This window comes from Panacagrimonas perspica, from assembly GCF_004364935.1.
In the GTDB taxonomy this organism is placed as follows: Bacteria; Pseudomonadota; Gammaproteobacteria; order Nevskiales; family Nevskiaceae; genus Panacagrimonas; species Panacagrimonas perspica.
The window spans coordinates 405,215-426,368 of the sequence record NZ_SOBT01000010.1 but is presented as its reverse complement, the minus strand read 5'-3'; the positions used below and the strand labels follow the sequence as shown (position 1 = coordinate 426,368).

Below are 21,154 nucleotides of genomic sequence, written 5' to 3'. Positions count from 1 at the left end.
CGTCGCGTACACAGGAGGGGCGGTCCGCCGCCCCTTCTTTTTTCCACCTCCTGAAACGAAACATGACCAAGTTCCGATTCCTCGCGGTGGCGGCGTTGCTCGCCGCGCCGCTGGCCCACTCCCACGGTGACGTCACGCCGCAGGCGGTGGACGTCAGCAAGCTCAAGAAGCTCGATGGGGAGCAGACCGAGAACCCGTACCGCGCCGACAAGAAAGCGGCCAAGGCGGCTTCGGATGTCGGTTCTTCCGCGTACAACCAGAACTGCGCACGCTGCCACGGCCTGGGCGCCGTCTCCGGCGGCATCGCGCCGGATCTGCGCATGCTCCCCGCCGGCAAGGAAGGCGACGAATATTTCTCCGAGAAGATCCGCAAGGGCGTGATCCGCAATGGCGTGACCTACATGCCGCCGTTCGGCCCGATCTTCAGCGAAGAGGCCATCTGGGCCATTCGCAGCTATCTCGACTCGGTCCATGTCGACGAGTGAGTCGGTGCGGCGCGGGTTCGGTCGCGTCGTCTTCGCGATCGCCGCGCTGATCGGTGCGCAGGCGGCTTCGGCCGCCGACGAGGGCACCGACCCGCTGTCCGCGGTGCGCGCCAAGGGCGTGCTCGAAGTGGCGATGTACGACGCCTTCCCGCCCTGGTCGTACAAGGGCGCGGGCAACAAGCCGGCCGGCGTCGATGTGGACCTGGGCCGCGCGCTCGCCGAGAAGCTCGGCGTGTCGTTCCAGCCGCGCCTGTTCGTCGCCGACGAGAACATGGGCGACGATCTGCGCAACAACGTCTGGAAGGGGCACTACATGGGCGGCGGCGTTGCCGACGTGATGCTCCATGTGCCGGCCGACCGCCAGTTCGCTGCCAAGGAAGACAAGGCGGACTTCTTCGGCGCGTACTTCCGTGAAGTCGTCTCGGTGGTCTATCACCCGGACAAGCTCGAGGCCTTCGAGAGCCCGATGGCGCTCACCGGCCACAAGGTCGGCGTCGAGATCGACAGCATCAGCGACTACTACATGAGCGGCGCCTTCAACGGCCGCCTGCGCACCTCGGCCGTGCGCAAGTCCACGCTCAGCGAAGCGGTGCAGGCATTCAAGGCGGGCGAAGTCGATGCGGTGATGGCGCCGCGCGGCGAGCTGCAGGGCCTGATGAAGACCGCGGATGTCGGTGATCTTGCGTTCAAGGAACAGCAGCTCGTCGGCATGTTCCGCACGACCTGGGATGTGGGCCTGGCCGTGAAGAACACCGACTCGAAGACCTTGCGCGATGCGCTGGCCAAGGCGCTCGACGAACTGCGGACCGAGGGCAAGCTGGCTGCGATCTTCGCCGCGCACGGCATCGACTACGTCGCGCCTGCGGATTCGGCGGGCGCTGCTGCTGCTCCGCGCGCGTCTGACTGACACCGCGCCGATGCCGAGGCACGACGCTCAGGGCGTGCTCGCGCATCGGGTTGCGGGCGCTCGTTGCGCCCTCGTTGCACTGCTGCTGATCGCGCCGTCGATCGCGCTGGCCGCGAAGCTTCCGGACTCGGTCAAGACGACGGATCCGCTGCGCTCGCCGGCCTGGGACGCGATGGTCGCGCGCCATCTCGACGGCGGACCGGTCGAATTCGACGAGCGCGTGCAGGTGACCGTGCCGCCGACGGCCGAGGACGCGCTGGCGGTGCCCGTCGAGGTTCGCGTCGACGACACGCTCACGGGTGTCGAGGAACTGCGCCTGATCGCGGACCTGAATCCCATCCCGCTGATCCTGTCGTATCGGCCCACGCGCGCCGATCCGTTCATCTCGTTCCGCTTCAAGGTCGAGCAGTCGACGCCGGTGCGTGCCGCGGCGCGCACCAAGGACGGTGTCTGGCACGTCGGCGGCGCTTGGCTCAGTGCGGCCGGCGGCGGTTGCACCGCACCCAGCCACGGCACGGGCGAGGGCATGTGGCGCGACCAGCTCAACCAGGTCAGCGGCGGTCTGTGGGCGCGCGGCGAAGATCGCAGCCGCCTCAAGCTGCGCGTGATGCATCCGATGGACACGGGCCTTGCGGCCGGCATCCCGGTGTTCCACATCGAGTCGCTGCGCGTGCTCGATGCCAAGGGACAGGAGCTGGCGCTGATCAAGACCTACGAGCCGCTGTCGGAGAACCCGGTGCTCAGCTTCGAGCTGAAGCATCGCGGCCCGGTGCGCATCGAAGGACGCGACATCCAGGGCAACCTGATCCAGGCGCGGGTCGGACCGTGATGCGCGTGTGGCGCCCGATCGTCGCCGCGTGCTGCGGCCTGGGTATCGCCGGCGCCGCGCTCGCCGCGGCGACGTTCGACTACGGCTTGAAGGCGAAAGAGATCGCGGAGGGCGTGCATCTGTTCGAAGGCCGCATGGAGCACTTCACGCGCGAGAACGGCGGCAATATCGTCAACACCGGTTATCTCGAGACGAGTGCGGGCGCCGTCGTCATCGACACCGGCCCGTCGCGACGCTACGGCGAGCAGATGCGCGCGGCGATCGAGAAGCAGACCGGCAAGGGCATCGCGCAGGTCTTCGTCACGCATGCGCATCCGGATCATTTCCTCGGCGACCAGGCGTTCGCATCCGACACGCTGTCGGCTCTGCCGGCCACGCGTGCCGCGATCCAGACCGGCGGCGATGACCTGGCCGCCAATCTCTACCGCATGGTCGGTGGCTGGATGGAAGGCACCGAAGCCGTGGCGCCGGCGCATGATGCGAAACCCGGCCCGATCGTCATCGGCGGTCGTGCGCTGCGCCTGCTCGCGCTGGCGGGGCACACCGGCGCGGACCTCGCCGTCTACGACGAGAAGACGCGCACCTTGTTCGCCGGCGACCTGGTGTTCTTCCAGCGTGCGCCGACCACGCCCAACGCCGATATCGGCCAGTGGCTCTCCGCGCTGGACCAGCTCGAGAAGATCGACTTCGCGGTGCTGGTGCCAGGACATGGTCCGGTGGTGAAGGACAAGACCGCCATCGCGCAGACGCGCGCGTATCTGCGCTGGTTGCGCACCGCGCTGCAGGGCGCCGCGCGCCAGGGCCTTGATCCGACCGAGGCCATGCAGATCCAGGTGCCGGCGGAGTTCGCGAAGCTCGCCGTGCTGCAGGAGGAATTCCAGCGTTCGGTGGTGCACCTGTATCCGGCGATGGAACTCGAGACGCTGAAGAAGGCGCCGCACTGAGGGAGAACCCTCTGCGAGCGATCGCGTGCATGCGGACGCTTAAGATCGCGCCCGTAGCCCGGACGAAGTCCGGGATGGCCGTCGAAGCCGAACAAGATCGTGTGGGGAGAACGACATCCCGGACTTCGTCCGGGCTACGGGGAAGTCAGCTTCTCGTGTCGAAATGCTGTGACCGGAGAGTCCCGATGAAGCGATGGATCCCGCTGCTCGCCTGCCTGTTCCCGATGCTCGCGCATGCCGCCAGCGAATGGCCGCTGCATGGTCTGGACACCGGCAACCAGCGCCTGTCGCCGATCACCGCCGTCGAACCCGGCAACGTCGGCAAGCTCGTGCCCAAGTGGATCTGGCAGAGCGGCGTCGTCGGCACGTTCCAGGCCACGCCCATCGTCGTCGACGGCGTGATGTACGTCAGCCTGCCGTTCTCGCACGTCGCGGCGCTCGACGCCGCGACCGGGCGCGAGCTGTGGCGCTACCAGCACAAGAAGCGCGTCGAGAAGATCTGCTGCGGGCCCGCCAACCGCGGCGTCGCGGTGTCGGGCGGACGCGTGTTCGTCGGCACCGTCGATGCGCGTCTCGTTGCGCTGGACGCGAAGAGCGGCAAGGTCATCTGGGACATCGAGGTCGCGCCGCAGCTCGACAACACCGAGAGCAAGGCGAGCCTCGCGGCCGGTGACGGCAATGCCAAGGCCAACGTCACCGGCAGTTCGGGCGTCGGCATCGCGGCCGCGCCGATGGTGTTCGAGGACAAGGTGATCGTCGGCGTCACCGGTGTCGGCTACGGCCTGCACCTGGATTCGCCGCGACCGGGCACACCGCTCGGCGCCGTGATCGGCCTGCCCGGAAATTACGGCGGCATCGGATTCCTCGCGGCGTACGACGTCGCCAGCGGCGAGCGACGCTGGCGCTTCGACACCGTGAAATCGCCCGAGGACGGCGGCTGGGAAGGCGAGTACCTCGCCAGGACGCCGGACGGCGTGCCGCTGAATCGCGACATCAAGGCCGAGAAGAAGCTCGCACGTGAACGCGCCGACGCCTGGAAGTATGGCGGCGGTTCGGTCTGGAACGTCGCGGCGATCGACGCGCAGACCGGGCGCCTGTTCTTCGGTGTCGGCAACCCGAGTCCGCAGATGAACGACAGCGGGCGGCCCGGCGACAACCTCTACACCTCCTCGCTGGTCGCGCTCGACGTGCGCACCGGCAAGTACGTGTGGCACTGGCAGCAGGTGCCGCACGACCTGTGGGGCTACGACCTGGCGTCGGCACCGGTGCTGTTCGACGCCGAAGTGAAGGGCAAGCTCGTTCCCGCGGTCGGACACGCCTCGAAGCTCGGCTGGTTCTACGTGCACGATCGTCGCGATGGCACGCTGCTGTGGAAGTCCGAAGCCTTCGTGCCGCAGGACAATCTGTTCGCGCGTGCGACGAAGGAAGGCGTGCGAATCACGCCGGGCGGCGCCGGTGGCGCCAACTGGTCGCCGGTGGCGCTCGATGCACAGCGCAAGCTCGCGTTCGTCGCGGCGATGCACATGCCGATGCGCTACTCGCTCGGCGAGATTCCTGCAGAGGGCGGCAAGCCGGCACAGCCCTACTTCACGCTGGAGCCGATCGACGAGCCGCGCTGGGGCGTGCTCGCAGCGATCGATCTTTCGAAGCAGGGCAAGCTTGCGTGGACCGTGAAGACGCCGCAGCCGCTGATCGGAGGCGTGCTCGCACTCGCCAGCGGCGTGGTGTTCACCGGCGAAGGCGACGGACATCTCTCGGCGTTTGATGCGAAGGACGGCAAGCGCCTGTGGCAGTTCCAGTGCGGCGCCGGCGTCAACGCGCCGCCGATCGCCTACGAGGCCGGCGGCAAGCCGGTGGTCGCGGTCGCGGCCGGCGGCAGCGCGATCTGGGGGTATCCACAGGGCGACGCGGTGATCGCGTTCGGGCTACCGGAGTAGCGGGCGGCGCGGCCGATGCGGCCACGCGCGGTGAATTGACGTAGATTTCGACGCACGGCTTCGCGCAACGCGGCACGAATTCCGGACTTTGACTCGGCAACGACGCCGGTCGATTCCCCCTTCCGAGCCCCGGAGAAATCGTCATGCGCCTGTCCCGGTCGAGCACCGTCGTCCTGTCCGCCGCGCTGTTGCTGGCGGCTTCCCTGCCATCCGCGTTTGCCGCGGATGCGGATGCGGCTGCGACGCCCGCGTCGCCATCGACCGGCAGCGAGACCGATGACGCGCCCACCATCGAGATCTTCGGAAAGCGCCGGACCTCTCCGATCACGCCGGAGTTGCTGCAGCGTCTCGGCGGTATCGAAGGCGCCCGCGAGTGGGTCGGGATGATGACCGACAACATGCGGCTCTCGTATCCATTGCGGCAGAAGCTGTTGCGCTTCCAGACGCCGGAGCAGCGCGCGGACCTCGACCAGCTGTTGCTCGACACGATGCTCGGCATGCCGCTGGACGTGCAGAAGAGCACGGTGGAAAAGGTGGAACGCCTCGAACTCACGGAAGAGGAATTCAACATGATCACCGAGGCCGTGATGGAGACCTGCGACGAAAGCAGCCTGTCGTTCCGCGACTGCAATCGCATTCTCGCCAGCATCCGTCCGGTCGGGCTTTACGCACGCGGGTTCTGAAGTCCGTCGGATCGCGGCTGAATATCCCGCGAAGCTCCTCCAGCCCATCCGCGAAATCATTCGAGCCTGGCCCTCATAGCTCTGCGACGGCTTCGACCCGGTGACCGATGCACCAGGTCACCCGGGTGTCTGAACCGCCGCAGCCGCCAGACCCTCGTCGTTCCGCAGCCAGCTTACGGCCGATGTCTTTGCCCGGGGATGGCTGCTCACGCGAGAACGCGCGCATGAAGCCTCCTGATCCCTGTGACGGCCATCGGATGACGGTCAGCATCTCCTTCAGGCGGGTATGCAGCAGCAAACAACACGGCAGTGTAATGACCCGCTTCTGCAGGTCTATGGAACGGGCATGCACCCGGGAGTGATGCTCCGGACATCAACGTTACGCTAAGGTTTACCGGAGGAGTCACGCATGGGGGAGTCGAGAGATGCGTCGAATGTTCGGAATTCTGTCCGCGCTCTGGCTGGCAGGCTGCGGCGGCGGTGGTGGGGGCAGTAGCGGCGGCGCAGAGACCTCGATCAGCATCGAGCCGCAGCAGCAGATCGTCTTTCAGCAAATCGGCGTTAACGGTTTTGTGGAGCCGAAAACCGTACATGTGCGATTCGTCGGCGACGGTGTGGTCGCCGGGTATGCGCCCGGTGTTGCCCAAGCGGGCTGGCTCTCTGTTTCGGATGCCGGCAACACCACTGCCAACAGCGCTGACTTCCTGCTTTCCGTACTCACGATCAATCTGCCCACCGGCACCTATACGACGTCGTTGCGTTTTGCGACCGGCCGCACGAATGGCAGCGGCGATATTTATTCCGCGACACAGATCAAGACCGTTGATGTCCCGATCAGTCTCAAGGTCTCCGATCTGGCGGCCGTGCCGACCAGCTTCGGCTTCGAGGCGGTGGAGAGCAGCAACGCATCGCCAGCACCGGAGGGCCAGCATCAGTTCTGGATCAGCGCTTCGCAGTTGAACTGGACGGCATCTTCCGATCAAGGGTGGCTGGTTTTGAGTCAAACCGCAGGCACGGAACCGACAGCCGTTCCGTTCACGCTCAACACGGGCGGATTGTCGCGCGGCGAGCACGTGGCCCATATCACGGTCCGCAATCCCCCTACGGGAGAAACCCAGCAGCTGACGGTGGCGGTCACGGTTCGCGCTCCGCGGCTCACTCTGAGCAGAGACGCCATCGATACCACCATCGGCGCGGACAGCGCCGCCGCCGCCCTGCAGCTACCACTGCGGGTCAGTGATGAACTGCAAGGTTTGAGTTCCAGCCGTGCCGTCTCGTGGCGGATCAGCGGCATCGATCAGCCGTGGCTGAGCGCGTCGGTGTCGACTGGCACTACGTCGCCGCCAAAGGACATTCAGCTGCAGATCGATGCCGCTCAGCTTGCCCAGCTGTCGAATGGCACTCATCAGGCACAGGTCACGTTCACCTACAGTAATGTCGAGGTGCAGAACGCCAACGTGGTGCTGCCCGTTTCATTGCAATTGGCGCTGCCACGAGCGACGCAGCTTGCACCCTACGTCGCCATCACCGGCAGCCCCAGCAAGGTGCTGCTGCGGGGTAGCGGTTTCACCCGATTGACTGCCGCCCAGGTGAGTTGCGGCGGCGTAGCAGCCACCGCGATCGAGATCCTCAGAGATACGCTGGCTCGCGTGGTGTGTCAGCCAGCGACGCCTGGACGCTATCGCCTTTCGATCAGCAATCTCAGCGGTGTCAATCTCAGCACTCCGGAACTGCTGGTACGCGCGCCGCAGGTACGTCCCTATGCCGCGTTCGAGGTCAGCGGCCATCCCGGCCGCCTGATCTTCGACCAGGAGCGCGAGACGTTGTACGTGGTCAATGTCGGCAACTCGCAGCTGGAGCGCTATCGGTACGACGGCATGCAATGGCAGTCGCTACCTGCCATTCCGGTCAACGCGCTTCTCGACGGAGCGTTGAGCTATGACGGCAAGAAGCTCTATGTGCTGACAGCATCCGTGTTGCAGGAAGCAGCGCTCGACGCGCCCCAGTTCAGCCTGACGCCGCGCAGCGAGTCCTTGCTGCCGGAGTATCCGTCGGAAGAGTACTTCCGCATGGGTATCGCCCTCGACGGCATGGTCGTCTTGACCACGACGTCGCGTTACAGCAGCGGCTTTTACTCGACTCGCCGGTACACCCTGCCGAGTGGTCCCTTGAGGACCTTCTCCACTCCGGTGACCGACGACCGCGCGCGGGTCTTCAGCAGTGCGGACGGCGGCAGTCTCTATACTTCCGGTTACTCGCTGAATCGTTACGACGACATCAGCAAGGAGCTGCCAAGGGCCGACAGCTTCGACCGTCGGATCGCACTGATGAATAGCAATCGCGACGGTAGCCGCCTGCTCCAAGGCGGCTCGATATATGCGGCTGATCTGAGTCTGATCGGCGATGTCAGCAATACCGGCGTGTATGCGGCCTTCGGTGCCCAATCCGGCCGCATTTACGCTTTCCACACTTATGAAGATGACCCCGATCTGGGTCAGAACCTTCTCATCGTGGACGGCAACGGCGCTGTGCAAGACGGTCTCTACCCGGAAATCACGCGAATCGCCCTGCCGGATTCGCCGAATATGGGCATTCCAGGCGATCTGTTCTATCTCTACGCACTGCCTGTCGAAGTATCGACAGACGAGCGCAGTGCGTTTGTGCAGGGGTTCAGCAGACTGGTCATTGTTCCGGTGCCATAAATCCCGCTGATGCGACTACTTTGAGATTCGCCATCGCTTCGTGTTGCGCCAAGACGCGACGCTCAGGTTGAGAGGCGGTGAAAGCCCTTGTCGTGGATTAAAAGGGCCGGGCTCGAATTATTCTGAAAATAATTCGAGCTCGGCCTCCTTTTGCGGTCGCTGCCGATGGCGGCGCGACCTGGAATATCCACGGGGCGACGCGGTGATCGCGTTCGGCCTGCCCGAATAGCGGATTCGATCGCGTCGCAGAACGGAGCTTTACGTCCCGAAGTTGGGACACTTTTCGATTCGATCCGACGACGCCTCGGCGAGCGTGCAGGAAATACTCCCTCCGTTTGCTGGAAACGCTGTTTTTTCATTGAGTGCCTGCTGATGCGATGACAGCCTGCGCGCCGCGGTGATCAGCAGGTCGGGCGCGTTCCTTTCGAACGATCGTCTCGTCGCTTCCCACCGCCACGTCACGGGGAACAACAAGACAGGCCATCACGCGAAAGACGGCCGGGCCATCATTCGAGGAGAAACACCCATGCGTCGCACACCCTTCATGCGTCTCGCGCCGGCCGCTGTCGCGGCCACGCTGGTCGCCGCCACCGGTTTATCCGGCCACGCCCAAGCCGCCGGCGTGACCTGGGACGACATCGCCAACGACGACAAGACCCCGCAGGACGTGCTGTCCTACGGCCTGGGCCTGAAGGCGCAGCGCAACAGCCCGCTGAAGACGATCAACGCCGACAACGTCGCGGGGCTGCTGCCGGCGTGGAGCTTCTCCTTCGGCGGCGAGAAGCAGCGCGGGCAGGAATCGCAGGCGCTGGTGTACGACGGCATCGTCTACGTGACCGGCTCGTATTCGCGCTTCTTCGCCGTCGACGCGCGTACCGGCAAGCGGCTGTGGGAATACAACCATCGCCTGCCGGACGACATCCGTCCGTGCTGCGACGTGGTCAATCGCGGTCCGGCGATCTACGGCGACAAGGTGTTCTTCGGCACGCTCGACGGCGCCGTCGTTGCGCTCGATCGCAAGACCGGCAAGGTGATCTGGAACGAGAAGTTCGGCGATCACAAGGTCGGCTACACGATGACTGGCGCGCCGTTCATCGTGAAGGACAAGAAGACCGGCAAGATCGTGCTCGTGCACGGTTCGTCGGGCGATGAGTTCGGCGTCGTCGGCTGGCTGTACGGCCGCGATCCGGACACCGGCAAGGAGCTGTGGGCGCGTCCGATGGTGGAAGGCCACATGGGCCGCGCCAATGGCAAGGACAGCACGCCTACGGGCGATCCGAAGGCGCCGTCGTGGCCGCGCGACAAGGACGGCAAGCTCGTGGAAGCCTGGAACCAGGGTGGCGGCGCGCCGTGGCAGACCGCGACGTTCGACGTCGACACCAACACCATCGTCATCGGCACCGGCAACCCGGCGCCGTGGAACACCTGGAAGCGCACCAAGGAAGGTGACGATCCACGCAACTGGGACAGTCTCTACACCTCGGGCCAGGTCTATATCGATCCGTCCAACGGTGAGCCGAAGGGCTTCTTCCAGCACACGCCGAACGATTCCTGGGATTTCTCCGGCAACAACTCGGTGCTGTTGTTCGAATACAAGGACGCCAAGACCGGCAAGGAAGTGAAGGCCTCCGCGCACGCCGATCGCAACGGCTTCTTCTTCGTGACCGACCGCGAGCGTCTCGCCAAGCCCGAGAAGAAGATCAACAAGCCGACGTCGCTGATCCACGCGTGGCCGTTCGTCGACGGCATCACCTGGGCCAAGAGCTGGAACCTGGAAACGGGCCGTCCGAACATCGTCGAGGGCCAGCATCCGCCGAAGCCACCCGAAGGCGCGGACAAGGGCGACACGATCTTCGTCTCGCCGCCGTTCCTCGGCGGCACCAACTGGATGCCGATGAGCTACAGCCCGAGCACCGGCCTGTTCTACATCCCGGCCAATCACTGGGCGATGGATTACTGGTCCGAGAACATCACGTACAAGGCCGGCGCCGCGTACCTGGGCCAGGGCTTCCGCATCAAGCGCCTGTTCGACGATCACGTCGGCGTGCTGCGCGCCATCGACCCGCAGACCGGCAAGATCGTCTGGCAGCACAAGGAAGAGATGCCGCTGTGGGCCGGCACGCTGACCACCGCCGGCGGCCTGGTGTTCACCGGCACATCGGACGGCTACGTGAAGGCCTTCGACGACAAGACCGGCAAGCAGCTCTGGCAGTTCCAGACCGGCTCGGGCGTGGTGTCGAGCCCGATCACCTGGGAGATGGACGGCGAGCAGTACGTGGGCATCGCCTCGGGTTACGGCGGCGCCGTGCCGCTGTGGGGCGGCGACATGGCCGACATGACCAAGAAGGTCACGCAGGGCGGATCGTTCTGGGTGTTCAAGCTGCCCAAGGCGGCTGTCGCGCAGCGCTGATCCCGCAGGCAGAACAGATGGCGGCGCGATGTTCCCGTCGCGCCGTCGTCTCTCCACCGGAGAATCCCGAATGCCTGCTTCAGGCAACGTGCTGCATCGCGCGCTGATCGCGTTCCTGTTGTCGATGGGAACCGCATGGGCGATCGACGCCGACACCGCCGGCACGCTCACCGATGAAGTCCACGCCGCGCCGCGCGGGCCGTTCGAGCCGCACGTGATCCACGGCTGCGGCATCTGGCCGCTGGCGCAGTGCGCCGGCGTCGACCTTCGCCACGCGGCGCTCGCGGGGCAGAACCTGCGCGGCGCGAATCTCGCGGGCGCGCAACTGCAACGCGTCGATCTGAGCGGCGCCAACCTCGCGGGCGCCAACCTCGACGGCGCCGACCTGACGGGAGCGAACCTGTCGCTGGCCAACGCACCGGCGGCGACGTTCCGGGGCGCCAGGATGGTCGGCGCGAACCTGCTGTTCGCCAAGATCATGCGTACCGACTTCAGCGGCGCGGACCTCACGGCCGCGAATCTCGAATCGATCCGCGCGAGCTACGCGATGTTCAACGGCGCGCGCCTGACCAACGCCAATCTGCAGGAAGCCAAGTTCGACACCGTCAATCTCAAGGACGCGAATCTCGAAGGAACGCTGCTGCGTTTCGCCATCTTCCCGAACAGCAATTTCGACGGCTGCACGGGCTGCCCGGACAACTGGAAATGAGCACGCATCGCTGCCGTCATCTCGCAGGTGCGCTGCTGCTCGCACTCTTCCCGCTCGCAGCGTGGAGCGGCGGACCGGTCCCGGTGCCGCCGACCGTCGACACCTCGGCGCTGCCGTCGCTGGACGGCTATGCCGGCAAGACCAATCCGTATCGCGGCAAGGCTGAAGTCGTGGAAGCCGGCCACGCGATCTTCAACCAGAGCTGCGCCGTCTGCCACGGCGCCGACGCGGTCGGCAATCGTTCGCCCGCGCCCGATCTGCGCCGCCTCGACGGCTTCTGCCGGCGCATCGAGGACGAGGCGCTCCGCACGCATTGCCTGGCCGATGTCGACCAGTACTTCGCCAAGTCGGTGCTCGGCGGAAAGATCGTCGTCGGCACCGTGCACATGCCGCCGTGGCGGGGCGTGCTGAGCAGCGAGCAGCTCTGGTCGATCAAGACCTTCATCGAATCGCAGCGGCCGTGAGCCGCCAAGCCCCTTCTTCCGTGGATCCTTTCCCAATGGCGACTTCCTTGCGCATCAAGACCCCGCTGCTGGCGACCTTGCTCGCCCTGTGCGCCGCATCCGCGACCTTCACCGTCCACGCGCACGGTGATACCGCACCGCAGGCGGTCGATACGCACGCGTTGAAGAAGCTGGACGGCCCGCTGTCGGAGAACCCGTACCGCGGCGATGCGGCCGCCACCAAGATCGGCGCGTCGGCGTTCAACCAGAACTGTGCCCGCTGCCACGGGCTCGGCGCCGTCTCCGGCGGGATCGCGCCGGATCTGCGCTACCTGCCGGTGGGCAAGGAAGGCGACGAATACTTCGCGCAGAAGGTCCGCAACGGCGCGATCCGCAACGGCGTGACCTACATGCCGGCGTTCGGATCGATCTTCTCCGAGGAAGCGATCTGGGCGATCCGGACCTGGCTCGAAACGGTGCATGCCGAGCAGTGAGGCCGGCAGTCGTAGCCCGGGTGAAACCCGGGGTTCCCCTCGAACACGGAACGCAATCCCGGGTTTCACCCGGGCTACGGGGGCCGGATCCGTGGGGACGCTAGGGGTCCGCAAGCCTGTGGCGCCCGCGCCCGCTGGTCTATCCTTTGCCGGACGACGAGCCTCCACGCGAGCGCGTGACCCCATGTCTCCTGCACCTGCCATCACCCGCATCCTGCTGATCGACGACCACGCGCTGGTGCGCGCCGGGTACAAGTACCTGCTGCATTGCACGCGCCACCTGCAGGTGGTGGCAGAGGCCTCGACGGCCGTGGCCGGATACCGCCGGTTTCTGCGCGGCGGCGTCGACGTCACCGTGCTCGATCTTTCGCTGCCGGGCGCCGGTGGCCTGGAGATCCTGCGCCGCATGCGCTGCCGGCAGCGCGATGCGCGCGTGCTGGTGGTGAGCATGCACGACGAGCCGGCGATGGTGGAACGCGCCATCGGACTCGGCGCTGCCGGTTACCTGTGCAAGCGCTCCAATCCCGAGATGCTGGTCGAGGCCGTCACTGCGGTCGCATCGGGCTCGACGTTCGTCGATCCGTCGCTGACGCGCAGCCGTCCGCGCGCGCGCGGCACGCAAGGTCTCGAGCGCCTGTCCGAGCGCGAGTTCGAGATCTTCCGCCAGCTCGCCGAAGGCCAGCCGGTGGAGGCCATCGCGCGCTCGCTGCACCTGAGCACGAAGACGGTGGCCAATTACGGCACCGCCATCCGCAACAAGCTGCAGATCGAAAACCGCGCCGAGATGGCGCGCGTGGCGCTGGCCGCGGGGATCGTCACGCCGATATGAGCCCGCCGGGCAAGGCGCTCGCGAACGGGACGTCCGCTCGCGCGGCCCGGCCGGCGCGCCTGGAATTGCGCTGGCGCCTGTCTCTGGCGATCGGCCTGCTGCTGACGGCAGCGCTCGCGGGCGCAGCGCTCGTGGCGGTCGGCAACGCCCGCGTCGCCGTGTCGCGCGAAGTCGACACCAGCCTGCGCAGCGCCACGGCGAGCCTGGATCTCACGCTGTCGCTGATCCGCGATCTCGACGACATCGAAGTCGAGCGCGTGCTCGCGAAATGGGTGGCCGGCTTCACCGGCGCGCGCCACCTCTGCGTGTCGCTCGACACTCGCAGCGCACCCCGCGATCGCTGCGCGTTTCCCGAGGCGCCGCTGGGCGTGCCCGGCTGGTTCGTGCAGGGCGCCGAGTTCAGCGAGCCGCCGGTCTTGCGCGAGATTCCGCTGACCGAGAAGACGATGCGCGTCCACCTCGAGGCGGATCCGCGCGACGAACTGCGCGAAGCCTGGGTCGACGTGCGCAGCCTGCTGCTGGTGATCGGGGCGCTCGCGTTCGCGGTGAATCTCTGCGTGTTCCTGACGATCTCGTTCGCGCTGCGGCCGCTGGAGCGCCTGGTACGGGCGATGGACCAGATCGGTCGCGGCCAGCGCGCCACCGAGCTTCCGCGCTCCGGGCCGCCCGAGGTCCGGCTGCTGTCCGAGAAGCTCGGTGAACTCGAGGACCGCATCGCGCGGGGCCGTGAACAGGTGCGCTCGCTGCATCTGCGAAACCTCGACCTGCAGGAGGACGAGCGGCGCATGGTCGCGCGCGAGCTGCATGACGAGATCGGCCAGCACGTCACCGCCATCGAGATGGAAACCATCCGCGTCGCGCGCATGGCGCCCGAGGAGCAGGTGCAGCGCGAGGTGCGCCTGCAGCAGTTGCGCGCTTCGGTCGCGGAGATCCATCGCATCAGCCGGCGTCTGGTGGGACGGCTGCGTCCGCCGTCGATCGAGAGCCTGGGCCTGGTCGGTGCGCTGGACGGTCTGCTCGACCGCTGGCGCGAAGATCATCCGGACATCGCGCTGGGCGCGGAGCTCGATCCGGGTTGCGACCGCATGCCTGGAGATCGCGCGGTGCACCTGTACCGCATCGTCCAGGAGAGCCTGTCGAACGCGGCGCGGCATGCGCGGGCGAAGACCATCGGCGTTCGCGTGATGCTCGAAGGCGCGGCCGTGAAATTGCGGGTGGGCGACGATGGCTGCGGCTTCGACGCGCAAGGCTCGTATCGCGGCTACGGACTGGCGGGAATGCGCGAGCGCGCCGAAGCGCTGTCCGGGACCTTCACGGTTGTCTCGAAGGCCGGCGCCGGCACCGTGATCGAGGCGGAGTTTCCGATCGCCTGAGCGCCGCGGTGCGCGCGGCAAATTGCAAAACTGCCGCCGTGCAGCTTGCGATTCGCAAAGCCCAGGTAAGCGAGCGGGAGCGGGAGGCATCGACGTTTGTGCGTCGCCTCCGGCAGTTGCGCGTCTTGGCACGGGCCATGTGTCGGTTTTGCTCATCGACCGCCGCCAGATTCTCCGAAATGAGCCTTTCCATCCCGTCGGCCTTGTTCGGTGATCCCGCGTGAACCGTCTGGCCACCCAGCAGCCGGCGGCGACGGACCTCGCCGCGAACGTGCGGGCGCGGCTCGAGCGCTTCGCCAACGCCGCCTCGCCGCTGTTCAGCATCGTCGTCCCCATGTTCAATCGGGGAGACACGATCGAGCGCTGTCTCGACAGCATCGGCATCCAGGATTTCGCGAGCTACGAAGTGGTCATTGTCGACGATGCGTCGGTCGATGATTCGAAGGCACGCTGCACCCGGTTCCTGTCGTCGGATCCGCGATTCAAGCTGATCGAGTGCGACGTCAACCGCGGTGTCAGCCCTGCGCGCAACCTCGGTGTGGATCGCGCGGTGGCGCCCTGGGTCGTGTTCCTGGACAGCGACGATGAACTGCTGCCCGGCGCGCTCGCGCGCATGGCCGAGGCGGTCGAGCGAGCGCCGGAGACGCTGCACGCGCTATGGTTTCGCTGCCGGCTGGACGACGGCGACACGACCCCGCCGGTCGTGCCGCGGATGACCGAGTGGGGCTACGAGGGCTACCTGCAGTTTCTCGAGCAGACCGCGCACCAGGCGCGCGACATGATCCGCTGCGTGCGGCGCGAATGTTTCGAGGTCGTGCGCTATCCCGACAGCCGCATGCAGATGACGAAGTACCACCTCGACTTCGCGCTGCGCTTTCGCTCCCGCATGTTTCCGGATGTGCTGCGGCTGTATCACCAGGATGCCGGCGAGCGACTGGTCACCAATGTGCGCGCGCTGGATCGGCCCGGTCGCGACGCGGAACTGCTGTCGAACCGCAAGAAGGTCTTCCTGCAGGATTCGGCCGACGGATTCGATGCCTTGATGCACGAGCACGGCGAGGCGCTGCGCGTATGGGCGCCGACGATGCATCTCGACTACCTGCGCCGCGCCGCCGTCACCGCGATCGGCGCCCGCCGTGGTCGCAGCGCGCGCCGGCATGCCTTCAAGCTGCTGCAGATGCGACCGGCGTCGGCCGGCGCCTGGCGTATCGCGGTGGCGAGCCTGCTGGTGCGGGAGCAGGCGGGCTGATGTTCAACGCCAGACGAGGCGACGAGCCGCCTGGCCTGGATCTCTCGGTCCTGATCGCGACCCGTTCGCGCGCGGACTCGCTGGAACGCACGCTGGGTTCGATGGCGGCGATGGACACGGACGGCATTCGCTGGGAATTGGTGATCGTCGACAACGGCAGCACCGATCGCACTTCGGAGCTGCTGCTCGAGTGGTGTTCGCGCCTGCCGCTGCGCAGCCTGCATGTGCCCGAGTCGGGCCAGAACCGCGCACGCAACACCGCGCTGCCCGGCCTGCGCGGACGCATCACGGTGCTGTCCGACGACGACGTGTGTGTCGCGTCCGACTGGCTGCGCCAGTGGAAGCAGGGCACCGATCGCTGGCCGGACGACGCGATCTTCGGCGGACGCATCGCACCTCGCTTTCCCGCCGATTGCGCGGACTGGATCCGCAGCGATCGATTCCCCTTTCGTGCGCAGTGCTTCGCCGAGTTCCAGCCAACGCAGGGCGAGGGGCCGTATCCGCGTACGCCGTTCGGGCCCAACTTCGCCGTGCGCACGGACCTGCTGCGTGCGCAGCCGTTCCGCGCCGATCTGGGTCCCGCGGCCGGCACCTATGCCATGGGCGGAGAAACCGAACTCACGTTGCGGCTCAAGGCGCAGGGGCATCGGGTGATCTACCTGCCCGGTCCCTGCGTCGAACACGTGCTGGCGCCGGAGAACCTGAGCCTCGACAAACTCTGCCAGCGCGGCTTCAACGCCGGTCGCGGCGACGAGTACCGGCGCGCGATGCGCGGTGCCTGGTCGCGTCCGGTGCTGTGGCTGCGGTCGAAGCTGCTGATGCCCGCGAAGATCGGGATCTACGTGGCGGCCCAACAACTCGCGTCTCTCTTCGCGTTGCCGATGGACCGTCGGTTCGCGCGCCAGTACCGCGTGCATTCGGCGCGTGGCCGTCTGCACCAGCTGCGCCTGATGCTCGGCGGTGGCCCGAGCCGCGGTGCGCCCGCGTGACGGCGCTGCGCGTCCTGCACCAGGCCTACCTGCGCAACGGCGCCTGGGGCGGCATGGAGAAAAGTCTTGTCGGCTTTCTCGCCGCGACGCAGGCGGATGCGGAGGTCGAGAATTTCCTGATCGAGAACCTGCGCGGTGCCGCGCCCGGAATGCTCGACGCGCTGTCCTGCCTGAGCGCGCCGGCACGCGAGGTTCGTCGCTGGTACGGACTGCCGCTGCCCTCGTCGCCGCCGGCACTGCGTCGCGGCCATCGGCGTTCGGCGGCCACGAAGTGGCGCGTCAATCGCGTCATCAACTGGAACCAGGTCGGCGACGCCGATCCCGCGCGGCTGGCGCACAGCCTGGGCGCCGCGGCGGTGTACTGGGAGCGCGGCTCGGCCTGGTTCACACAGGTGCCGCGGCCGGATCCCGAGTTCGCGACGGCCTACGATCTGTACCTGGCGAACTCGGAAGCATCACGACAGATGCTGCGCCAGCGCTGGAAGGTGCAGGGCGACATCCAGGTGTGCACGCCGGCGCTTTCGCATCGGCTGGATGCGGCAGTGCCGCGCACGCTGAAGGCCGATCGCCCGGTGCGACTCGGATTCGCCGCGCGTCTGCGTGCATTCAAGGGCGGGGTGCTCGCGGTCCACGCGCTGCGTGCGCTGGTGGATCGCGGCATCGACGCGGAGCTGTGGGTCGCTGGCGAAGGTCCGGATCTGCAAGCGATGCAGGCACAAGCAGAGTACCTGGGCCTCGGCTCGCGCGTGCGCTTCGCTGGCTGGGTCGCCTCGATGGACGACTGGTTCGGCGACATCGACCTGATGCTGCATCCGGCGTTGCGCGAGCCCTATGGCATCTCCTGCGCTGAGGCACTGAGTCGCGGCATCCCGGTGGTGGCCACGCGCGTCGATGGCTTGTCCGAAGTGATCGAGCATGGCGTCGACGGTCTGTGCGTCACGCCGACGTTGGCGCTGACCGCGTTCGACGCGCTGGGGGGCGACCGCAACGACGTGTATCCGCTGGTCTACCGTCCCGAGCGCGGCAGCATTGCCGAGCCCGGACTGCCCGATCCCGAGGCGCTGGCCGATGCGGTGATGCAGATCGTCGGCGACGCGAGTCGCTATGCGGCGTTCAGCGCCGCCGCCTGCGCGACGGTGGACGGGCGCTTCTCGTACGCCTCGCATCTGCAGCGCTTGAAGAGCCTGCTGCGCGGCGCGCGCGCCCGCAGCGACGCGGCATCGTCCCCCTTGCCGACGACGGCGCCCGTCGCCAAGCCGATCCGATGATCCGCAGCCTGCAGGTGATCGCCAGTCCGCGCATGGGCGGTGCGGAGATGACGTTCGTGCGCCAGGTGCAGGGACTCAACCGCGCCGGCCATGTGTCCGTGGCCGCGGTGCGTCGCCGCTCCGCGCTGGTCGACGCGCTGGCGGGACTGCAGGGGCTGCACGAGTTGTCGATGGCCAACTACATCGACCTGGTTTCGGTGTTCGGCATCCGCCGTCTCGTGCGTGAGCACGAATGCAGCGTCGTGCAGAGCTGGATGTCGCGCGCCACCTGGCTGACGCGGGCCCCGCGCGGCTGCGTGCACGTTTCGCGGCTGGGCGGCTACTACCACCCGCGCTATTTCCGTCACGCTCATGGCTGGGTCACCGTCACGCACAGCCTGCGCGACTGGATGGTGCAGCAGGGCTTCCCGGCCGATCGCGTCGAGTACATCCGCAACTTCATCCCGGTGTTGGCGCCGGGTACGCCGCCGCCGTTCACGCGTGCGCAGCTCGGTATTCCCGACGACGCGCTGCTGATCGTCTCGATGGGACGATTCATCGACAAGAAGGGCTATCAGGATCTGCTGCCGGCGTTCTCGTCGCTGGGCGCCACGCGGGGCGGGCGGCCGCTGCACCTGCTGCTGATGGGTCGCGGGCCGCAGCGGAAGGAACTCGAAGCGCTCGCCACCGACGCGCCGGACCGCGTGCACTTTCCCGGCTGGGTCGACCAGCCGGTCGCCGCGCTGCAGCTCGCGGATGTCTTCATCTGCCCTTCGCGCGAAGAGGCGCACGGCAACGTGATGCTGGAGGCCTGGAGCCAGGGTCTGCCGGTGATCTCGACGCGCACGGACGGCGGCCGCGAGCTGATCGTGGACGGCGACAACGGACTGCTGTGCGACATCGGCGACGTGCAGGGCATGGCCGATGTGCTGCGCCGCGTCATCGAATCAGCGGCGCTGCGCGAGCAGCTCGCCGGTCGCGGGCGCGAAACGCAGCGCACGCGGCACGACGAGTCGTCGACGGTGAACGCGTACCTGTCGTTCTACGATCGGCTGCGCCAGCGTTATCGCTGACGTCGTTCCGATGCGACGGCCACGCGTAGCTTGGGCGTTGAATTTCGCGAAGCGAAAAAGCGGGATTCCGCTTGCCCGGCGAAAGACATCCCGGGTTGCACCCGGGCTACGTTGAGCCGCTGCTGCATCAACAGGTACTGCACCAGCGCGACCATGAAGATCAGCGGCAGCGCACATTCGAATCCTTCCTCGTAGGCGCCGATCAGGTGCCCGGTGCTTTCGCTCCAGACGATGCCGAACCATTCGCTGACGAGGTTGATCGAGCGATCCAGCACCTTGGTGCCGATCAGCGTGGCCACACCGATCAGCAGGCTCCAGGTCCAGGTCTGCGAGAACGCACCCGGCGTGCGCAGGTGGCGATAACCGAGGTAGAGCGAGCGCAGCAACACGGCAAGGCCCAGCACGACGACGATGCCGGCGACGATCTTCACGTGCTGCGGCGCCACGCCGTGCGCATAGAACTTGAGCTTCAGCACGTTCTCGCCAGCGAGCTTGTAGTGCCAGTCCGCCTCGCGCATCGCGAACAACACCGGCACGAAGGCCACGGTCGCCATCTTCAACGCGGAGGACCGCGGCAGACGCCACGCTGCGAGGAACATCGTCAGCGCGAGCAGCAACCAGAACGGCGGCGACAGCCGCTCGAACGGACCTCGCTCGGAGAAGACCGCGCGGAAGTGCTCGAGATCGAGCGGCAATTCGATCAGTGTCAGCCCGATGCCGTACAGCACGAGCACGGCCAGCAGCCACCCGATGCTGCGCACGGACAGCGTCGACGAAGGGTTCATGGCGGTGTGGTCCGCGCCGCCAGCAGCGAGGCGGCGTGGGGAACGGGCAGTCGCGTACGCGCCCCTTTCTTCCAGGCTGGCCGGACCTGCCGGCGCTGCGCGACGGCCGCACGCGGCGCGGCGAACACGCGCGGGCGCATCGCCGGCGCGCCGTTCTGCCGCATCGCCAGTGCGGCGTACTTGTGGAACGCGTACTGGGCGAGGATCACGGAGATCAGGAAGCCGCGCCAGCCATCGAGCACGCACAGGCGGCCGATGTACTGAACCAGGAAGTCGAAGACGAGGCGGCTCGAGGCGTAGAGCAGGCTGCTGCGCTGGCCTTCGGCGTACTTCTGCTCGGCGAGCAGGCAGGCGTACAGCAGATGCTTTTCCTGCGCGTGGTGATAGTCGCGCCAGCTGTGATGTTCCAGCGAGGACTTCAGCACGCCCACGCGCTTGTCCGGCATCTCCAGCGACTCGTGGACCTGCAGATTCCGGTAGGACGCCCCTTCACGACGGAACATCCGCGTCTGCGGCGTGCTGAAGCGGCCGAAGCGCAGCGGCGCACCGCAGAAGTAGGTGCGCCACGGCATCTTCAGCACGTTGTATTCGAGATCGGGATTCGAGAGGCAGGCGTCGATCTCGTCGCGCAGTTCGGGCGTGACGCGTTCGTCCGCGTCGAGGCTCAGGATCCAGTCGCCGCTGGCCTTGCCGATCGCGCGGTTGCGCTGCGGGCCGTAGCCGGGCCAGTCTGTGACCCAGACCTTGGCCGTGTAGCGGCGCGCGATCTCGACGGTCGCGTCGCGGCTGCCGCTGTCGAGCACGATGATCTCGTCGGCCCAGCCCTGCACGGATTGCAGGGCACGCTCGATGCGATCTTCCTCGTCGCGACAGATCATCACCACCGACAACGTGAAGGCGCGTCGTTCGGGCATGGCCCTCGTCCTTGCAGTTACAGCGACCGGTCGGCCGCTCCACCTACAAGTTGGCAACCAGCATGCCAACGAAAAAATCACGAAAAACCCACACCTTACAGCCAGGTTTCAAAATGCAATTTTTGCGAATTGCCAGCCGGTGAGGCGTCGTC

19 protein-coding genes are annotated in these 21,154 nt (G+C 66.9%); 17 read left to right on the top strand and 2 right to left on the bottom strand.

Features of this window, described 5'->3' with window-relative positions; all coding sequences use genetic code 11:
- Window positions 1–62: 62 nt before the first annotated feature.
- The 17 genes from pedF (DFR24_RS18785) to DFR24_RS18705 all read left to right on the top strand — a co-directional run bounded on the left by pedF (DFR24_RS18785) (window position 63) and on the right by DFR24_RS18705 (window position 19,303).
- The gene (pedF, locus tag DFR24_RS18785) at window positions 63–485 is read left to right on the top strand and encodes a cytochrome c-550 PedF (RefSeq protein WP_133882942.1); all 423 of its coding nucleotides are present in this window, start codon (window positions 63–65) and stop codon (window positions 483–485) included.
- Complete coding sequence (locus tag DFR24_RS18780; RefSeq protein WP_133882941.1) at window positions 472–1,392, top strand: substrate-binding periplasmic protein; 921 nt, start codon at window positions 472–474, stop codon at window positions 1,390–1,392. Before pedF (DFR24_RS18785) ends, DFR24_RS18780 begins: the two co-directional genes overlap by 14 nt.
- A gap of 10 nt (window positions 1,393–1,402) precedes the next feature.
- The gene (locus tag DFR24_RS18775; RefSeq protein ID WP_133882940.1) at window positions 1,403–2,221 is read left to right on the top strand and encodes a quinoprotein dehydrogenase-associated SoxYZ-like carrier; all 819 of its coding nucleotides are present in this window, start codon (window positions 1,403–1,405) and stop codon (window positions 2,219–2,221) included.
- Complete coding sequence (locus DFR24_RS18770) at window positions 2,221–3,165, top strand: quinoprotein relay system zinc metallohydrolase 1 (protein ID WP_133882939.1); 945 nt, start codon at window positions 2,221–2,223, stop codon at window positions 3,163–3,165. Before DFR24_RS18775 ends, DFR24_RS18770 begins: the two co-directional genes overlap by 1 nt.
- A gap of 185 nt (window positions 3,166–3,350) precedes the next feature.
- Window positions 3,351–5,102 carry a pyrroloquinoline quinone-dependent dehydrogenase gene (locus tag DFR24_RS18765; RefSeq protein WP_133882938.1) on the top strand — a complete coding sequence of 584 codons (1,752 nt, stop codon included), beginning with the start codon at window positions 3,351–3,353 and terminating at the stop codon, window positions 5,100–5,102.
- A 143-nt stretch (window positions 5,103–5,245) separates the two neighbouring features.
- Window positions 5,246–5,785, top strand: a complete 540-nt coding sequence (locus DFR24_RS18760; RefSeq protein ID WP_133882937.1) for a hypothetical protein — start codon at window positions 5,246–5,248, stop codon at window positions 5,783–5,785.
- A 434-nt stretch (window positions 5,786–6,219) separates the two neighbouring features.
- A complete protein-coding gene (locus DFR24_RS18755; RefSeq protein ID WP_133882936.1) occupies window positions 6,220–8,487 on the top strand; it encodes a BACON domain-containing protein in 2,268 nt (755 codons plus the stop codon).
- Window positions 8,488–9,013: 526 nt separating this feature from the next.
- Window positions 9,014–10,897: a methanol/ethanol family PQQ-dependent dehydrogenase gene (locus tag DFR24_RS18750; protein WP_210772394.1), complete on the top strand. Its 1,884-nt coding sequence runs from the start codon at window positions 9,014–9,016 to the stop codon at window positions 10,895–10,897.
- 70 nt (window positions 10,898–10,967) lie between these two features.
- Window positions 10,968–11,606 carry a pentapeptide repeat-containing protein gene (locus DFR24_RS18745; protein ID WP_246051715.1) on the top strand — a complete coding sequence of 213 codons (639 nt, stop codon included), beginning with the start codon at window positions 10,968–10,970 and terminating at the stop codon, window positions 11,604–11,606.
- Window positions 11,603–12,070, top strand: coding sequence for a c-type cytochrome (locus DFR24_RS18740; protein ID WP_133882935.1), 468 nt, complete (start codon window positions 11,603–11,605; stop codon window positions 12,068–12,070). Before DFR24_RS18745 ends, DFR24_RS18740 begins: the two co-directional genes overlap by 4 nt.
- Window positions 12,071–12,105: 35 nt before the next feature.
- The gene (gene pedF, locus DFR24_RS18735; protein ID WP_133882934.1) at window positions 12,106–12,543 is read left to right on the top strand and encodes a cytochrome c-550 PedF; all 438 of its coding nucleotides are present in this window, start codon (window positions 12,106–12,108) and stop codon (window positions 12,541–12,543) included.
- A gap of 184 nt (window positions 12,544–12,727) precedes the next feature.
- Complete coding sequence (locus DFR24_RS18730; RefSeq protein ID WP_133882933.1) at window positions 12,728–13,372, top strand: response regulator transcription factor; 645 nt, start codon at window positions 12,728–12,730, stop codon at window positions 13,370–13,372.
- A complete protein-coding gene (locus tag DFR24_RS18725; RefSeq protein ID WP_133882932.1) occupies window positions 13,369–14,745 on the top strand; it encodes an ATP-binding protein in 1,377 nt (458 codons plus the stop codon). The genes DFR24_RS18730 and DFR24_RS18725 overlap by 4 nt, the downstream gene beginning before the upstream one ends.
- Window positions 14,746–14,965: 220 nt before the next feature.
- Window positions 14,966–15,994, top strand: a complete 1,029-nt coding sequence (locus tag DFR24_RS18720; protein WP_133882931.1) for a glycosyltransferase family 2 protein — start codon at window positions 14,966–14,968, stop codon at window positions 15,992–15,994.
- On the top strand, window positions 15,994–16,983 hold the full coding sequence (locus DFR24_RS24510; protein ID WP_162851313.1) for a glycosyltransferase: 990 nt from the start codon (window positions 15,994–15,996) through the stop codon (window positions 16,981–16,983). Before DFR24_RS18720 ends, DFR24_RS24510 begins: the two co-directional genes overlap by 1 nt.
- A complete protein-coding gene (locus DFR24_RS18710) occupies window positions 16,980–18,251 on the top strand; it encodes a glycosyltransferase family 4 protein (protein ID WP_133882930.1) in 1,272 nt (423 codons plus the stop codon). The genes DFR24_RS24510 and DFR24_RS18710 overlap by 4 nt, the downstream gene beginning before the upstream one ends.
- Window positions 18,248–19,303: a glycosyltransferase gene (locus DFR24_RS18705; protein WP_133882929.1), complete on the top strand. Its 1,056-nt coding sequence runs from the start codon at window positions 18,248–18,250 to the stop codon at window positions 19,301–19,303. The genes DFR24_RS18710 and DFR24_RS18705 overlap by 4 nt, the downstream gene beginning before the upstream one ends.
- On the opposite strand, the gene DFR24_RS18700 is transcribed toward DFR24_RS18705, so the two are convergent.
- Both DFR24_RS18700 and DFR24_RS18695 read right to left on the bottom strand, forming a co-directional pair.
- Window positions 19,294–20,088, bottom strand: a complete 795-nt coding sequence (locus tag DFR24_RS18700) for a hypothetical protein (protein WP_133882928.1) — start codon at window positions 20,086–20,088, stop codon at window positions 19,294–19,296. The two genes, DFR24_RS18705 and DFR24_RS18700, sit on opposite strands and share 10 nt — an antisense overlap.
- The gene (locus DFR24_RS18695; RefSeq protein ID WP_133882927.1) at window positions 20,085–21,002 is read right to left on the bottom strand and encodes a glycosyltransferase family 2 protein; all 918 of its coding nucleotides are present in this window, start codon (window positions 21,000–21,002) and stop codon (window positions 20,085–20,087) included. The genes DFR24_RS18700 and DFR24_RS18695 overlap by 4 nt, the downstream gene beginning before the upstream one ends.
- Between the last annotated feature and the right edge of the window lie 152 nt (window positions 21,003–21,154).